This window comes from Paracoccus thiocyanatus, assembly GCF_900156255.1.
In the GTDB taxonomy this organism is placed as follows: Bacteria; Pseudomonadota; Alphaproteobacteria; order Rhodobacterales; family Rhodobacteraceae; genus Paracoccus; species Paracoccus thiocyanatus.
Genome location: NZ_FTMK01000003.1, coordinates 95,696 through 111,287 on the forward strand (window position 1 = coordinate 95,696; position 15,592 = coordinate 111,287).

Annotated in this window: 15 protein-coding genes and 1 tRNA gene; 5 read left to right on the forward strand and 11 right to left on the reverse strand. The window is 66.2% G+C overall.

From position 1 onward, the window contains the following. The first annotated feature begins 11 nt into the window (after positions 1-11). The 4 genes from F3H32_RS03310 to F3H32_RS03325 all read left to right on the forward strand — a co-directional run bounded on the left by F3H32_RS03310 (position 12) and on the right by F3H32_RS03325 (position 1,906). Complete coding sequence (locus tag F3H32_RS03310) at positions 12-437, forward strand: PTS sugar transporter subunit IIA (RefSeq protein WP_115755105.1); 426 nt, start codon at positions 12-14, stop codon at positions 435-437. Beyond that, entirely contained in the window at positions 434-724 is a 291-nt protein-coding gene (locus tag F3H32_RS03315) for an HPr family phosphocarrier protein (protein WP_115755104.1), read from the forward strand. The genes F3H32_RS03310 and F3H32_RS03315 overlap by 4 nt, the downstream gene beginning before the upstream one ends. 9 nt (positions 725-733) lie before the next feature. Continuing rightward, positions 734-1,345, forward strand: coding sequence for a TetR/AcrR family transcriptional regulator (locus tag F3H32_RS03320; RefSeq protein ID WP_115755103.1), 612 nt, complete (start codon positions 734-736; stop codon positions 1,343-1,345). A gap of 96 nt (positions 1,346-1,441) precedes the next feature. After that, on the forward strand, positions 1,442-1,906 hold the full coding sequence (locus tag F3H32_RS03325; protein ID WP_149764387.1) for a DUF2852 domain-containing protein: 465 nt from the start codon (positions 1,442-1,444) through the stop codon (positions 1,904-1,906). A gap of 33 nt (positions 1,907-1,939) precedes the next feature. Here the strand turns inward: F3H32_RS03325 and F3H32_RS03330 are convergent, their stop codons facing one another. The 10 genes from F3H32_RS03330 to F3H32_RS03375 form a co-directional block, all read right to left on the reverse strand. Next, a complete protein-coding gene (locus F3H32_RS03330) occupies positions 1,940-3,319 on the reverse strand; it encodes a glutamate--cysteine ligase (protein ID WP_149764389.1) in 1,380 nt (459 codons plus the stop codon). Between the two features lie 50 nt (positions 3,320-3,369). Next, positions 3,370-3,885, reverse strand: coding sequence for a hypothetical protein (locus F3H32_RS03335; RefSeq protein WP_115755100.1), 516 nt, complete (start codon positions 3,883-3,885; stop codon positions 3,370-3,372). Continuing rightward, on the reverse strand, positions 3,882-4,301 hold the full coding sequence (locus F3H32_RS03340; protein WP_149764391.1) for a GNAT family N-acetyltransferase: 420 nt from the start codon (positions 4,299-4,301) through the stop codon (positions 3,882-3,884). Before F3H32_RS03340 ends, F3H32_RS03335 begins: the two co-directional genes overlap by 4 nt. Further along, positions 4,298-5,455, reverse strand: coding sequence for a succinyl-diaminopimelate desuccinylase (gene dapE / locus F3H32_RS03345; RefSeq protein WP_149764393.1), 1,158 nt, complete (start codon positions 5,453-5,455; stop codon positions 4,298-4,300). The genes F3H32_RS03340 and dapE overlap by 4 nt, the downstream gene beginning before the upstream one ends. Positions 5,456-5,484: 29 nt before the next feature. Further along, positions 5,485-6,258, reverse strand: coding sequence for a sulfite exporter TauE/SafE family protein (locus tag F3H32_RS03350; protein ID WP_149764395.1), 774 nt, complete (start codon positions 6,256-6,258; stop codon positions 5,485-5,487). Positions 6,259-6,542: 284 nt separating this feature from the next. Continuing rightward, positions 6,543-6,617 (reverse strand) — tRNA-Val (locus F3H32_RS03355). A 56-nt stretch (positions 6,618-6,673) separates the two neighbouring features. Next, on the reverse strand, positions 6,674-6,964 hold the full coding sequence (locus F3H32_RS03360) for an HU family DNA-binding protein (RefSeq protein WP_115755096.1): 291 nt from the start codon (positions 6,962-6,964) through the stop codon (positions 6,674-6,676). 73 nt (positions 6,965-7,037) lie between these two features. Further along, the gene (lon, locus tag F3H32_RS03365) at positions 7,038-9,452 is read right to left on the reverse strand and encodes an endopeptidase La (protein ID WP_149764397.1); all 2,415 of its coding nucleotides are present in this window, start codon (positions 9,450-9,452) and stop codon (positions 7,038-7,040) included. Between the two features lie 195 nt (positions 9,453-9,647). Next, positions 9,648-9,848 carry a CsbD family protein gene (locus tag F3H32_RS03370; RefSeq protein WP_149764399.1) on the reverse strand — a complete coding sequence of 67 codons (201 nt, stop codon included), beginning with the start codon at positions 9,846-9,848 and terminating at the stop codon, positions 9,648-9,650. 95 nt (positions 9,849-9,943) lie between these two features. Continuing rightward, a complete protein-coding gene (locus F3H32_RS03375; RefSeq protein ID WP_149764401.1) occupies positions 9,944-10,792 on the reverse strand; it encodes a glycosyltransferase in 849 nt (282 codons plus the stop codon). Between the two features lie 617 nt (positions 10,793-11,409). Between F3H32_RS03375 and F3H32_RS03380 the strand changes: the two genes are divergently transcribed. Next, complete coding sequence (locus tag F3H32_RS03380) at positions 11,410-12,588, forward strand: hypothetical protein (RefSeq protein ID WP_149764403.1); 1,179 nt, start codon at positions 11,410-11,412, stop codon at positions 12,586-12,588. A 48-nt stretch (positions 12,589-12,636) separates the two neighbouring features. On the opposite strand, the gene ileS is transcribed toward F3H32_RS03380, so the two are convergent. Continuing rightward, positions 12,637-15,570, reverse strand: a complete 2,934-nt coding sequence (gene ileS, locus F3H32_RS03385; RefSeq protein WP_149764405.1) for an isoleucine--tRNA ligase — start codon at positions 15,568-15,570, stop codon at positions 12,637-12,639. Positions 15,571-15,592: the final 22 nt, after the last annotated feature.

The window sequence follows — 15,592 nt, forward strand, 5'->3', positions numbered from 1 at the left end:
GGTGGAGTGAATTGATCGGGATTGTCATCGTGGCGCATGGGGGCCTTGCGCGGGAATATCTCTCGGCGGTCGAGCATGTGGTGGGACCTCAGATCGGGATCAAGGCCGTGGCGATCGAGGAAAGCCATGACCGGGGCGAGAAGCAGGCCGAAATCTGCGCCGCCGCGGATGCGGTCGATTCGGGCGACGGCGTGGTCGTGGTCACGGACCTGTTCGGGGGCTCGCCTTCGAACCTGTCGCTGATGGCTTGTGCGATGCGCAACCGCTCGATCCTTTATGGCGCCAACCTGCCGATGCTGGTCAAGCTGGCCAAGTCGCGCAAGCTGTCGGTGGCGGATGCGGTGACGCTGGCCAAGGATGCGGGACGCAAATACATCAACAGCTATGACGTGCTGCCCGCCGACGTGCTGCCCATCCCCAAACGTGCCGCTTCATGAACGACCTGAGCAACGGGACCGTCACCCGCGAACTGGCGATCATCAACGAAAAGGGCCTGCATGCGCGGGCCAGCGCGAAATTCGTCGAAACGGTCGAGCGTTTCGATGCCAGGGCCACGGTCGAAAAGGACGGGATGAGCGTTTCGGGCGATTCGATCATGGGCCTGCTGATGCTGGCCGCGCCCCGCGGCAGCGCCATCCGCGTCACCACCCGCGGCGCGCAGGCGCGCGAGCTTGCCGATGCGCTGGCGGCGCTGGTCGGGGATTATTTCGGCGAAGGCATGTAAGGGCCCGGCATGGCCCGAACCTCTTATCACCACGGCAACCTGCGCCAGGCCCTTGCCGAAGCCACCGTGCGGCTGATCGAGGAAAAAGGTCCGCAGGCATTCACCCTGGCCGAGGCCGCCCGGCTGGCGGGCGTCAGCGCCGCGGCGCCCTATCGCCATTTCACCGGCCGCGAGGACCTGCTGGAAGAGGTGGCGCGCCAGGGATTCCAGGAATTTGCCGACCGGCTGGAAGCCGCCTTTGACGAAGGGCGGCCGCGGCCTTTGACCGCCTTTCTGCGCATGGGTCAGGAATACCTGAATTTCGCCGCCCAGCGGCGCGGCTTTTACATGGCGATGTTCGAATCCGGCATCTCGATCACCGGCAATGCCGGGCTGGCGCAGGCGTCCGAACGGGCGCGCGGCATCCTGGTGCGCGGGGCCGAGGCGCTGTTTGCGCCCCTGCCTGCCGGGCGCCGCCCGCCGCCCGGCATGGTCGCCGACCATATCTGGGCCATGAGCCATGGCGTGGTCGAGCTGTTCGGCCGCGGCAAGCCGGGTGCGCGCTCGCCCATCGCGCCGGCGGATATGCTGGAAAGCGGGGCGCTGATCTATCTGCGCGGGCTGGGGGTCATTTCCGACTGAAGCCTTGGGCGAAAATTTTCGCCTTGGCCTTGACGGCGGCGGGCTGCGCTCCATTTATGTAAATGTGATTAACATTCACATCGGAAAGGGACCGCCATGAATACCGACTTCGCCCCGCGCCCCTCTGTCCTGGACCGGGTCGGCGCCTTGCTGGCCGGTGTCCGGGACTGGCTGGACGATCGCGGCAAATGGGCCTGGATCGTCGCCATGATCCTGGGCTTTATCGCCTGCTGGCCCTTGGGCCTTGCCATCCTGGGTTACATGATCTGGAGCAAACGCATGTTTTCCTGTCGCCACCGCCATAATCACCATAACCACCACCACCACCGCGGCCATGGCCATGGTCACGGGCGCGGCTATGCCGCCTCGACCGGCAACACGGCTTTCGACGCCTATCGCGAAGAAACCCTGAAGCGGCTGGAGGACGAGCATCGCGAATTCCTGGACTTCCTGCAAAAGCTGCGCGAAGCCAAGGACAAGGCCGAGTTCGACCAGTTCATGCAGGGCCGCAAGGAACAGCCGGCCGAGCCGCAGGCTGGACCGGCCGCACCGCAGGCATGATGCGAAAAGGGCCGGGGATCACCCGGCCCTGCTTCAATAGGAATATTCGGCATAGATGCGGTTCAGATCGCCCGCCCATTCGCCGTGGTATTTGTCCAGCAATTCGTCGGCCGGCACCTTGCCGGTTTCGACGCTTTCCTTGAGCGTGTTCAGGAAATGCGTCTCGTCCGGGACCAGCCCGCCCGAGCCGGCCCGCCCGCGCGCCCTTAGCCCGGCTTCGGAAATCGCCAGCACCTCGCGCGCCAGGTCGCGCATCTTGGTGCCGCCGACCTGGGCATCCAGGGCCATTCGTCCCGCGCCCTGCCGCCAGGATTCCCGCGTCTCATGGTCCCAGCCCTTGACCAGGTCCCAGGCCGCATCCAGCGCCGATTGGTCGTAAAGCAGCCCGACCCACAGCGCCGGCAACGCGCAAAGCCGCCGCCAGGGGCCGCCGTCGGCGCCGCGCATCTCGATGAATTTCTTGACCCGCGCCTCGGGGAAGACCGTGGTCAGGTGGTCGGCCCAGTCCGACAGCGTCGGAATCTCGCCGGGCAGGGCGGGCAGGCGGCCGTTCAGGAAGTCGCGGAAGCTTTGCCCCAGCGCGTCGATATACTTGCCGTCGCGATAGACGAAATACATCGGCACATCGAGCACGTAATCGACCCAAGCCTCGTAGCCGAACCCGTCCTGGAAGACAAAGGGCAGCATGCCGGTGCGCGCCGCGTCAAGGTTCTGCCAGATATGCGCGCGCCAGCTTTTCCAGCCATTGGGCTGGCCGTCCAGGAAGGGCGAATTGGCGAAAAGCGCATTCGCCACCGGCTGCAAGGCCAAGGCCACGCGCAGCTTTTGCACCATGTCGGCTTCGGATGCGAAGTCCAGGTTCACCTGGACCGTGCAGGTGCGATACATCATCTGCGTGCCCAAAGTGCCGACCCGGCCCATATAGTCGGTCATCAGCCGATAGCGCCCCTTGGGCATCATCGGCATCTGGTCCTGCGTCCAGACCGGCGCCGCGCCCAGGCCGATGAAGCCCGCGCCCAGATCGTCGGCGACGGACTTCACCTCGGCCAGGTGCTGGTTCACCTCGTCGCAGGTCTGGTGGATGGTTTCCAGCGGCGCGCCCGACAGTTCAAGCTGCCCGCCCGGCTCCAGGCTGACATTGGCGCCGTTGCGTTCCAGCCCGATGATCTGGCCCGCCTCCTGCACCGGGGTCCAGCCAAAGCGGGCCTGCAACCCCTCCAGCATGGCGCGGATCGAGGGCTGGCCGGGCGCCGCCTCATAGGGCAGGGGCATCAGGTCGGCATGGCGATAGCCGAATTTCTCGTGTTCGGTGCCGATCCGCCAGTCCGCCCGTGGCTTTTCACCCGAGGCGATGTATTCGACAAGCTGTTCGGAATGTTCAATCGGGCCGCCGCCCTGTTGGGGAATGGACATCGGTGGCCTTTCGTTTGCCTTTGCCCGTCACAGGTGGCAAGCGTTGGGCGTCAAGTCAAGCGGGCGCGAGCCGGCCTGGTCCAAACGGTTTGGATTGCCGGCGCAGCCTCGGCCAGGGCGGCGGCGACCCGGCCCATCTCGATCCCCGGCAGGGTGGCAAAGGCACCGGCAAGATGTTCGGCCCCGGCGGCATCGACCGGGATCAGCAGCGCCTGGCCGTCGCCGCTTTTCAGCCGCCAATGCCGGCGGCCGTTCAGCCGCATCAGCCGGATCTCGTTCAATTCGCGCAGCGCGATTTCGCCGCCCAGCAGGCGGTTCGGCGACAGGTAGCGGATCGCGCCTTCGTCCAGTTCGACCATGCCGGGACCAAGCGTGTCGTGGCGAAAGCGCATCCGCCGCCGCGCATCCAGCGCCCATAGCGCCGAGGCCGCGGCGATTGCCGCGCCGATCGGCCACAGGATCCAGCCGCCCAGCGAGAACACCCATAGCCCAAAGGCGGTCGCGGCCAGCGCGGCGCCGGTTTCCGCCCAAGGGCGCAGCCTTTCGGCCAGTTCGGGACGGATCATTCCAGGTCCCGCGCCATGTCGCGATGCGGGATGCCGGCATCGTCGTATTCCGGGCCATAGGCGGCAAAGCCCAGCTTTTCGTAAAAGCCGATGGCATGGGTCTGGGCGCCCAGCTTGGCGCGGGTCAGCCCCGGCAGGGCGCGCAGTTCCGCCAGCGCCGCGCGGATCAGCGCCGCGCCGATGCCGGTGCCGCGCGCGGATCGCAGAACGGCGACGCGGCCGATCTTGCCGGTCGCGCCCTGGACCAGGATGCGGGCGGTGCCCACCGCCGCGCCCGAGGCGTCGCGGGCCAAGAGGTGGATCGCCTCGCCGTCGCGGCCGTCCCATTCCTCGGCTTCGGGGACGGATTGTTCGGTGACGAAAACCGCGTGGCGGATGGCCCGGCAGGTTTCCAGATCGGTCGTGCGTTCGATCATGCGAAATAACGCTCTAGGATGCGGCGATAGATGCGGGCAAGCTGGCGCACCTGTTCGGCCGGCACGCGTTCGTCCACCTGGTGCATGAAATGCCCCACCAGCCCGAATTCCAGCACCGGACAGTGATCCTTGACGAAACGCGCATCCGACGTCCCGCCCGAGGTGGACAGCACCGGGTCCAGCCCGGTTTCCTCGCGCACCACGCCGGCGACCAGATCGACAAAGGGGCCGGGCGCGGTCAGGAAGCTTTCGCCCGACACCTCGGTCGCGATGGCGAAATCGACCCCGGTCCGGGCCGAGATCGCCGCCGCCCGCTCGCGGACCATCCGGTTCAGGCTTTCGGAGCTATGCGCGTCGTTGAAGCGGATGTTCACCGTGGCCCGCGCCCGTTCGGGGATCACGTTCGAGGCGGGGTTGCCGCAATCCACCGTCGTCACCTGCAAGCCCGAAGGGTCGAAATGCGCGGTCCCCGCATCCAGCGGCGCGGCGGTCAGTTCGTGCAGCAGGTCCAGCAGCGCGTGGATCGGGTTGCGGGCGCGGTGCGGATAGGCGGCATGGCCCTGGACCCCCTGCGCCGCGATCCGCAGGGTCATCGAGCCGCGGCGGCCGATCTTGATCATCTCGCCCAGCCGGTCGGGGTTCGAGGGCTCGCCGACGATGCAGACATCCATCCGCTCGCCCGTCGCCGCCATCCAGTCCAGCAGCGCGCGGGTGCCGTGCTTGCCCGGCCCCTCTTCGTCGCCGGTGATGGCCAGGATCACCGCGCCGTCCGGCGGCGTCTCGGTCACGAAGCCGATGGCGGCGGCGGCAAAGGCCGCGACCCCGGATTTCATGTCGGTGGCGCCGCGGCCCCAGATCCAGCCGTCCTCTTCATGCCCGGAAAAGGGCGGATGCGTCCAGCTTGCCGGATCGCCCGGCGGCACCACGTCGGTATGGCCGTTGAAGCCGAAGGTCCTGGCGCCCCTGGCCCCCCAGCGCGCGAACAGGTTCGGCACCCCCTCGCGGTCGACGCGATGGCATTCGAAGCCCGCCGCGCCCAGCAGATCGGCCAGCAGGACCAGCGCCCCGCCCTCGTCCGGCGTGACCGAGGGGCAGCGGATCAGACGGGCGGTCAATTGCGCGGGGTCGGGGATGGTGGTCGGGGGCGCAGTCATGGCGGGCCTTTCGCTTGTCGCGCCCCTGATTACACCGCCCGGCCGGCAAGCTCCAGCGCGCGGCGCAGCAGGTTGGCGCCGGCCAGAGCCAGCAGGACCAGCGTCCAGCGCCGGAACCGCGCCGCGTCCAGCCGGTCATGTGCCAGATAGCCCAGCCCCATGCCCGCCAGCGCCGGCACCACCAGCGCCGCCGAAAAGGGCAGGGTCTGCGCGTTCAGCAGCCCCGATTGCAGATGCGATACGGTCAGCACCGCCGCGCCGATAAAGAACACGACGCCCTGCACCCGCATCTGTTCGGCCTTGGGCACATGCAGCGACAAAAGCAGCACCAGCAGCGGCGGCCCCCAGATGCCGGAAATGCCGCCGATCAGCCCGCCGGACACGCCGGTCGCGATCTCCATCCGGCGGCGGTGATGGACGGGCAGGACCAGGCTGCGCCCCAGGATCTGCCACAGCGCGAAGCCGGTAATGGGCAGGCCGATCAGCGCATACATCAGCCATTGCGGCACCCGCGTCGCGAAAAAGGCGCTGACCGGAATGAACAGCACGACTATGCCGACGTGCCAGCGCCAGTCCCAGGCCGCCTGCCAGGCCGGGCGCCAGCCCTGGCGCAGCGCTTGGCGGATATTCGTGACCAGCACCGGCAGGATGACCGCCGCAACGGCCTGCCGGGCGTCCAGGAACGAGCCCAAGGCCGCCAGCATGATCATCGGCATGGCGAAGCCGATGGCGCCCTTGACGAAGCCTGAAAACAGCGTGACCGCGGCAGCGATCCAGAAATGCAGGGGATCAAGGCCGAACATCGGCCCGCAGGACTGGAGGATGAAATGTCATGCGGTTTGGATATTCCCTTGCCGGGGCGATCTCAAGCGCGCAAGCCCCGGCTACGGGGTGAAGCCGCCGGGGGCTGGGGGGAAAGACGGCATCCTGATACCCACGGCATTTCATGTGGAGGCGGGTTTTCCATGCGTTTGCCCTGGCTGCATTGTCCAGACAAGCCGGCCAGGGCCGGGTGTGCAAAAGCTTGGGGGAAGGTTCAATCGACTTAGGCGCGCTTCGTATGCGCTGACCTAAGCCGATGAAAACATGGTGGGCGATAACGGATTTGAACCGCTGACATCTTCGATGTGAACGAAGCGCTCTACCGCTGAGCTAATCGCCCGGTGCGCGCTAGATAGCCGCAGCCGCGGCAGGCTGCAAGAGGGGTCCGGCGAAAAATCACGCCGCCCCGGTGGTGCGGCGGCGCAGGCGCAATGTGATGACCTCGCCGCCCGACCTGTCGTGGCGCCGGCTGATGCGCGCCCGGCCCAGGGGCGGCAATGCCAGCGTCATGCCCGAGGCGATGGCTTCGCCCAATTCGGCCAAGGTGGCCTCGACGACCGCCTTGACTTCGCTGTTGCGCAAGCCGGTTCGCCGCGCCACCTGGGCCAGAAGCTGGCGCTTTTGCAGAACGGTGGCGGGTGTCGGCTCGTCCGGGTCGGGATCTTGTCTTGCCTGGGAACTTGCCATGAGCGAACTCCTTTCCGAATGGAGCCTCGGTCAAGAAGAAGCCGCGCGGGCTGTTGGCCCGCGCGGCTTGATGTCAATGGGCGACCGTCGCGCCGCCGCCCTGGCCGCGGGTCGCGGCCAGGCGGCTGGCCTCGGCCGCTTCTTCGGCGGCTTCGTCCCATTCGATGGGCTCGGGCATCCGCACCAGCGCATGGCGCAGCACTTCGCGCACATTGCTGACCGGGATGATCTTCAGCCCTTCCTGGACATTCGCCGGGATCTCGGCCAGATCCTTTTCGTTATCGGCCGGGATCAGCACCGTCTTGATGCCGCCGCGCAGCGCCGCCAGCAGCTTTTCCTTGAGCCCGCCGATGGCCAGGACATTGCCGCGCAACGTGACCTCGCCGGTCATGGCGACATCCTTGCGGACCGGGATCTGCGTCAGCACCGAAACGATCGACGTGACCATGGCGATCCCTGCCGAGGGACCATCCTTGGGCGTCGCCCCTTCGGGGACGTGGACGTGGATATCCACCGTTTCGAACTTCGGCGGCTTCACCCCCAGTTCAGGGCTGACCGAGCGGACAAAGGACGATGCGGCGTCGATCGATTCCTTCATCACATCGCCCAGTTTGCCGGTCGTTTTCATGCGGCCCTTGCCGGGCAGCTTCAACGCCTCGATCTGAAGCAGATCGCCGCCGACCTGGGTCCAGGCCAGGCCCGTCACCACGCCGATCTGGTCGTCCTTTTCGGCAAGGCCGTAGCGGTGGCGGCGCACGCCCAGATAGTCCTCGGCCTGGTCGGGCGTCACTTCGACAGACTTGACCTTGCCCTTGAGGATTTCGGTCACGGCCTTGCGGGCCAGCTTGGCGATCTCGCGTTCCAGCGACCGCACCCCCGCTTCGCGGGTGTAATAGCGGATCACATGGGTCAGCGCCTCGTCCGTTACCGAGAACTCGCCCTTGCGCAGCCCGTTCGCCTTGATCTGCTTGGGCAGCAGGTGCTGGCGCGCGATCTCGCGCTTCTCGTCCTCGGTATAGCCGGCCAGCGGGATGATCTCCATCCGGTCAAGCAGCGGCCCCGGCATGTTGTAGCTGTTGGCGGTGGTCACGAACATCACGTTGGACAGGTCGTATTCCACTTCCAGATAGTGGTCCACGAAAGTCGCATTCTGTTCGGGGTCCAGCACCTCCAGCATGGCGCTGGCCGGATCGCCGCGGAAATCCTGGCCCATCTTGTCGATTTCGTCCAGAAGGATCAGCGGGTTGGTCGTCTTGGCCTTTTTCAGCGCCTGGATGATCTTGCCGGGCATCGAGCCGATATAGGTCCGGCGGTGGCCGCGGATCTCGGATTCGTCGCGCACGCCGCCCAGGCTGATGCGGATGAACTCGCGCCCCGTGGCCCGCGCCACCGAACGCCCCAGCGAGGTCTTGCCGACACCCGGAGGCCCGACAAGGCACAGGATCGGCCCCTTGAGCTTGGCCGAGCGGTTCTGCACCGCCAGGTATTCGACGATCCGTTCCTTGACCTTTTCCAGGCCGTAATGATCGGCGTCCAGCACTTCTTCGGCCTTGGTCAGGTCCTTGCGGACGCGCGATTTCACGCCCCAGGGCAGCGCCAGCAGCCAGTCCAGATAGTTGCGGCTGACCGTGGCCTCTGCCGACATCGGCGACATCGACTTCAGCTTCTTCAGTTCGGCCTCGGCCTTTTCACGGGCCTCCTTGCTGAACTTGGTCGCGGCGATCTTTTCCTCAAGCTCGGTGATTTCGTTGCCGCCATCCTCGCCGTCGCCCAGCTCTTTCTGAATGGCCTTCATCTGCTCATTCAGATAGTATTCGCGCTGGGTCTTCTCCATCTGCGTCTTGACGCGGGACTTGATCTTCTTTTCGACTTGCAGGACCGACATTTCGCCCTGCATCAGGCCGTAAACCTTTTCCAGCCGCTCGGCCGTCACCAGGGTTTCCAGCAGTTCCTGCTTTTTATCCAGGGCGATGCCCAGGTGACCGCTGACCAGATCGGCCAGGCGCGCGGCGTCGCCCGCCTCGGCCACGGCAGAGACCACTTCTTCGGGGATGTTCTTGCGCACCTTGACGTAACGCTCGAACTCTTCGGCGACGGCGCGGGTCAGGGCGGTGACGGTATCTTCGTCCCCCGCCTCTTCCGCCAGCGTCTCGCTGCGGGCCTCGAAATAGGCGTCATTGGGGATGAAATCGGTGATGCGCACCCGCTCGCGCCCTTCGACCAGGACCTTGACGGTTCCGTCGGGCAGCTTCAGCAGTTGCAGCACATTGGCCAGCACGCCGGTGCGGAAGATCCCCTCGGCGGCGGGCTCGTCGACGGCGGCATCCTTTTGCGCCGCAAGAAGGATCGGGCGATCCTGCTCCATCACGGCTTCGAGCGCCCGCACCGATTTTTCGCGTCCGACGAACAGCGGCACGATCATGTGCGGAAACACCACGATATCCCGCAAGGGCAGGACCGGATGGGTAGTCTGGGCGAATTCGTTCATGGAATCAGTCCTTTCTCGCCAAGAAGCGCAACCCCTAAGACAGGCAGTCTGCGCCCCCTGCTTGGCTGACAAGATAGGAAGCTCGCGCCGGAGGTTCAATGGGCGATTAGTTCGTATTTTGTTCCATTTTATACGACATTCGCCGCGTCGAAAAAGGGCCTCCGCCATGCGGCGAAAGCCCCTTGTCTGCGCGGTTCAGACCTTGTCGCGGAAGAAGCCGTCGATCTGCTCGTCGGCCTGTTCCTTGGTCCAGCCGTATTTCTCTTGCAGCTTGCCGGCCAGCTTGTCCCTTTTGCCGCCGACCTCGGTCAGTTCGTCATCGGTAAGGTCGCCCCAATTCTCTTTGACGCTGCCCTTGAGCTGGTTCCATTTGCCTTCGATGATATCCCAGTTCATTGGCGTTCCTTTCAGTCGGATTGCGTTTTCGATACGGGAAGGAAACGCCCATTTCGCCGGTGAAGTTCCCGCCGTCGCGCCGGCTTGGCTGCCGCTTAGCCCGCGCTATCCCGAAGCGCCATCAACCCGGACAGGCAGGACGGATCGAGAAAGGGGAAATTGCGGGCAAGCAATTCGCGAAACCCCGGCTCGTCCAGCGGCGACAGGCCGCTGCCGGGAACGGCCGCGACCATGCGCGAATCGTGGCCCTGAAACTTCAATTGCAACGAGCCGATGGCGCCATGGTCCAGCATTGCCGGAAAACGCCGCATCAGCGCGTAATGCCCAAAGGCAAAGACGCTGCGATGGGGCTGGCTTAGCCGCGCTGCCGCGCCGGCGGCGTGAAACGGCAGGCTGCATTCGTAATGGCGCGGCCCGCCGCCCTGGTAATGCGTGACCACAAGCGCGCGCGGCAGGGAAAAGGCAAAGCTGCGCTGGTCCTGCATGATCCGGGCCGCCCGCCCCAACCGCGCGACGTAATCGCCGCACAGGCAATCGTCGTCATCCAGCCGGAACTGGATCGCCGGCCCGGCCGGGCGCGCCAATTCGGCCAGCACCGGCGCCAGCGCGGTGCCCACATCCGCCGCATCGGAAAGAACCAGCCGCGCTTGCGGCAGGGTTTGGCACAGCGCCCGCAGCCGCTCTTGCCAGGGGCGGGGCAGGGCGGGCGAACTCAGCACCAGGAAGTGAAAATCCGGGTCAGTCTGCGCCCGAAGCGAGGCCAGGGTCAGCCGTTCGAAACTGTGAAAGCGAAAGCGCAGCCGCGCATCGTCGTAAAGCGCGGCGCGGCTGCGCTCTATCGCCGCCGCCTCGGCCGCCGAGCCGCGCGGGATGCCGGAAAACGCCTGCCAATCGCCGCGGCCCAGAAAGGAAAAGCGGCAAATCCCCACGATCGGCGCAACCATGCCACCCCTCACAACAGCCCAAGCCCGATTTCGGCCGGACTTTCCCGATCCGGCCGGAAAACGCAATGGCCGGCCGCAGATCAAAGGCCCGGCCGATTCGCGCCATTCGCTGCCGGATACGGGGTAGGGGCGGATGCGGACCCTGCATTATTCCTTGCGCGGCCGGGTCCAAATGCACGGAATGCGCGAATATCGGGTCCCGCCGCGGGATAATCGGCGAAAATCAGGCATTTTTCCGGTGATCCGTCGGCGAAAAAGCGCCTTGCATTGTCGAGGTAATCGACAATGAAAAGCCGAAATGGCAAATTCGAAAAAGAGCGACCGGATGAGCGCAGTGCCCTATTGTCTCATCCGGTCTGGCCGAACCTGTAAAAGCGGAAATCGTTCAACGGCTGAGGCTAGCCTGCAACGAAAGGCTTAGGCCGAACACCTGCCTTTTTAGTGAGGTTTTTGCCGCGTTCGGGCGGTTTTAGCTAATTCGAAAACCCTTTGGCATCATTGTCCTAGGCCGCTTTATCGTATACAGGTTGAGCAAAGAAAAATCAATTCACCTCTGGAACGAGGTGGACCGTTGTTGCTAGACCTGTCGCGGTTAAAGATTCGCACAGGGGCGTGGCATGACGGACAAGGACAAGGGCGAGATTCGGGACGAAACCCAGGCGCCGCCGTCGTCGGACCGGGCCGCCGAGCGGGCGGCGCGGCAGGCCGCCAATCGCGCCGAGCGCGAAGCCCGCCGCCAGGCCCGCCAGGCCGAAAGAGTCCGGCGCCGCGATTCGCCCGCGGCCGAAGTTCCAGCCGCGCCGCCTGCGTCCACCGGCGTCTTCAACATCCTTGTGGTGGGGCAGGGCCAGCGCCTGGGAATGGAGGCGCTGCTTTTCGCCGCCAGCCTGCGCCGCCACGCGCCGGGCTGGAGCGGCCGGCTGGTCGTTGCAGAACCCCGCCCCGAGGGGGCCTGGGCCGGGGCGCAAACCGCGATGCCCGGCCCGATTCGCGATGCCTTGACGGGTTTCGGCGCCGAAATCCTGCCCTTTACCGCCCAGCATTTCGGCGCCGGCTATCCCTATGGCAACAAGATCGAGGCGCTGGCGGCCCTGCCGCCCGGCGAGCCCTTTATCTTCTTCGACAGCGATACGCTTGTCACCGGCCCGCTGGATCGGCTGCCCCTGGAGTTTTCGCGTCCCTCCGCCTCGATGCGGCGCACCGGCACATGGCCCGAGCCGCCGCTTTACGGCCCCGGCTATGGCGCGATCTGGAAATCGCTTTATGACCGTTTCGGGCTGGATTACGAAAGCTCGCTGGACCCCGGCCAGCCCGACGAGCATTGGGAACGGTACCTGTATTTCAACGCGGGCTGGTTTTTCGGCGCCGATCCGCAGGAATTCGGCCGGCGCTTCCTGGACTGGGCGCTGGCGATCCGCGAGGAACCTGGCGAGGCGCTGGCCAGCCAGACGCTGGAGGTGCTGCTGGACCAGGTGGCGCTGCCGCTGGTGATCCATGCCCTGGGCGGCGGCCGGCCCGGTCCCGGCCTGGCGGGGCTGGACGGCGACGTGACTTGCCATTACCGCGACCTGCCGCTGCTTTACGCCCGAGAAAGCGACCTGGCGGTCGAGACGGTCGAGGCGGTCTTGCACGACCCGCGGCTGAAGACCCTGGCCGAGGCGTGGGAACCGGCCCGCACCATCGTGCTGCAAGGGGTGGGCCGGGACCGCATCCGCCCCATGTTCCAGCGCGACCGGCCCCTGAACGAAGGGCGGACCCGGCAGATGCTGAAGAAAGCCGGGCTCTGGCTGCGCTAGGCTGCCGGGCGGCGCGCGGGATGCCGCCGGGCAGCCGCGGACCGGCGGCTAGGCGTCCAGCACCGCGTCGCAGCGCGCACAGGTGCCCGGATGCGCGTGGCTGCCGACATCGGGCAGGATCTTCCAGCAGCGCTGGCATTTCTTGCCCTCCGCCCGCTCGAACACCACGCCGATTCCGGGCACGTCCGACATGCGGAACGCCTCGGCCGGGGCCGGATCGCTGGTCAGGCTCAGCGCCGAGGTGATGCAGATATCGGCGAAATCCACCGATTTCAGCGCCTGCAACTCTTCGGCGGCCTCGACATGCACCACCGGCCCGGCTTCCAGGCTGGCGCCGATAACCTTGTCGGTCCGCTTGATCTCCAGCGCGGCGGTGACGGCGCGGCGCACGCGGCGGATGGTTTCCCATTTGCGCGCCAGCGGCTCGTTCAGCCATTCAGCCGGGGTTGCCGGGAAATCGTGCAGATGCACGCTGTCATCCTCGGACGGAAAGCGGCTCAGCCAGACATCCTCCATGGTAAAGGGCAGGATCGGCGCCAGCCAGGTGACGAGCCGGTGGAACAGCAGGTCCAGCACCGTGCGCGCCGCCCGCCGACGCAGCGCATCGGGGGCGTCGCAATAAAGCGCGTCCTTGCGGATGTCGAAATAGAAGGCCGACAGGTCCACGGTGGCGAACTGGAACACCGCCTGGAACACGCCCTGGAAATCGAAGCGGTCATAGCCCTGGCGCAATTGCCCGTCGATCTGGGCAATGCGGTGCAGCACCCACTGTTCCAGTTCGGGCATCGCCGCCGGCTCGACGCGCTCGGCCTCGGAAAAATCCGCCAGGTTGCCCAGGATGAAGCGCAGTGTGTTGCGCAGCCGGCGATAGCTGTCGGCGGTGCCCTTCAGGATTTCCGGCCCGATGCGCTGGTCGGCGGTATAGTCGGTCTGCGCCACCCAAAGCCGCAGGATGTCGGCGCCGTATTGCTTGATGACCTCGGCCGGCACGATGGTATTGCCCAGCGACTTGGACATCTTCATGCCCTTTTCGTCCAGGGTAAAGCCATGCGTGACCACGTTGCGATAGGGCGCCCGGCCCCTGGTCGCGCAGGCCTGCAAGAGCGAGGACTGGAACCAGCCGCGATGCTGGTCGGTGCCCTCCAGATAGACGTCGGCGATGCCGTCCGGCGCCCCGTCGGCGCGGTCGCGCAGCACGAAGGCATGGGTCGAGCCGCTGTCGAACCAGACGTCCAGCACGTCCATCACCTGGTCGTAATCGGCCGGATCGGCCACGCCCGCCAGCACCTGGGCGGCAAAGCCGGGGCGATACCAGGCATCGGCGCCGTCCCGTTCGAAGGCGGCAATGATGCGGTCGTTCACCCGCTGGTCGCGCAGCAGGAACTCCGGGTCCGTGGGCCTTGCGCCCTTCCTGACGAAGCAGGTCAGCGGCACGCCCCAGGCGCGCTGGCGCGACAGCACCCAGTCGGGCCGGTTCTCGACCATGGAATGGATGCGGTTGCGGCCCGATTGCGGCCACCATTTCACCAGCCTGTCGATGCTGGTCAGCGCGCGCGCGCGGATGGTGTCGCCATAGTCGCCCATGCCGTCCGTCAGCCCGTGGTCGATGGCGGCGAACCATTGCGGCGTGTTGCGATAGATCAGCGGCGCCTTGGAGCGCCAGCTATGCGGATAGGAATGCTTGATCTTGCCCTTGGCCAGCAGCGCGCCCGCATAAGCCAGCTGCTTGATGACGCTGACATTGGCCGGGCCGTCCTTGCCGTCCGGCGCGATGATCGCCTGGCCGCCAAAGATCGGCAGGTCGGCGCGATAAGAGCCGTCGGGTTCCACATTATAGGTCATCGGCAGCTTGAAGCGCAGCCCAAGCTGATAGTCGTCGTCGCCATGGCTGGGCGCGGTATGCACAAAGCCGGTGCCCGCATCCTCGGTCACATGCTCGCCGGGCAGCATGGGCACGGCGTAATCCCACTCGCCCGCGCCGCCCTCGACCCCGCGCAGGGGGTGGGCCAGCACCAGCCCCTCCAGGTCGGCCGCGGCCACGTCGCGGACCCGCTCCCACTCCTCGACCTTGGCGGCGGCGCGCACGCTCTCGGCCAGCGCATCGGCCAGCACCAGCAATTCGCCCGCCTTCGCGGTCGCATTCTCGGCCACCGCGCCCACGCGATAAAGCCCGTAAGCCACGCCCGGATTATAGGCCACCGCCCGGTTCTGCGGGATGGTCCAGGGGGTGGTGGTCCAGATCACCACGCTTGCAGGTTTCTCCGTTGCCCAAATACCCTGCGACGATTCCACCGGGAAGCGCACCCAGATGGTGTGGCTCTGATGGTCGTGATACTCGACCTCGGCCTCGGCCAGCGCGGTCTTCTCGACCGGCGACCACATCACCGGCTTCGAGCCCTGATAAAGCGAGCCGTTCATCAACAGCTTCATGAACTCGGCCGCGATCACCGCCTCGGCGTGATGGTCCATGGTCAGATAGGGGTCGTCCCATTTGCCGGTGATGCCCAGCCGCTTGAACTCTTCGCGCTGGATGCCGACCCAGGATTCGGCAAAGCGGCGGCATTCCTGGCGGAACTCGACCACGTCCACCGCGTCCTTGTCGCGGCCTTCCTTGCGATATTGCTCCTCGATCTTCCATTCGATCGGCAGTCCGTGGCAGTCCCAGCCCGGCACGTAGCGCGCATCCCGGCCCATCATCTGGTGGCTGCGCACGATGATGTCCTTGATCGTCTTGTTCAGGGCATGGCCGATATGCAGGTGGCCGTTCGCATAGGGCGGGCCGTCATGCAGGATAAAGGGCGCCCGGCCTCCCGGCTGTCCCGCCGCCCGCTCGCGCAGCCGGTCATAGATGCCGATCCGCTCCCAGCGGGCCAGCCATTCCGGCTCGCGCTGCGGCAGGCCGGCGCGCATCGGGAAATCGGTCCGGGGCAGGAAGACGGTGTCGCGGTAATCGGGCGCGGTCGGGGTGGTCGTGTCGCTCATCTGGCGGGGATCCTTCGGTGGC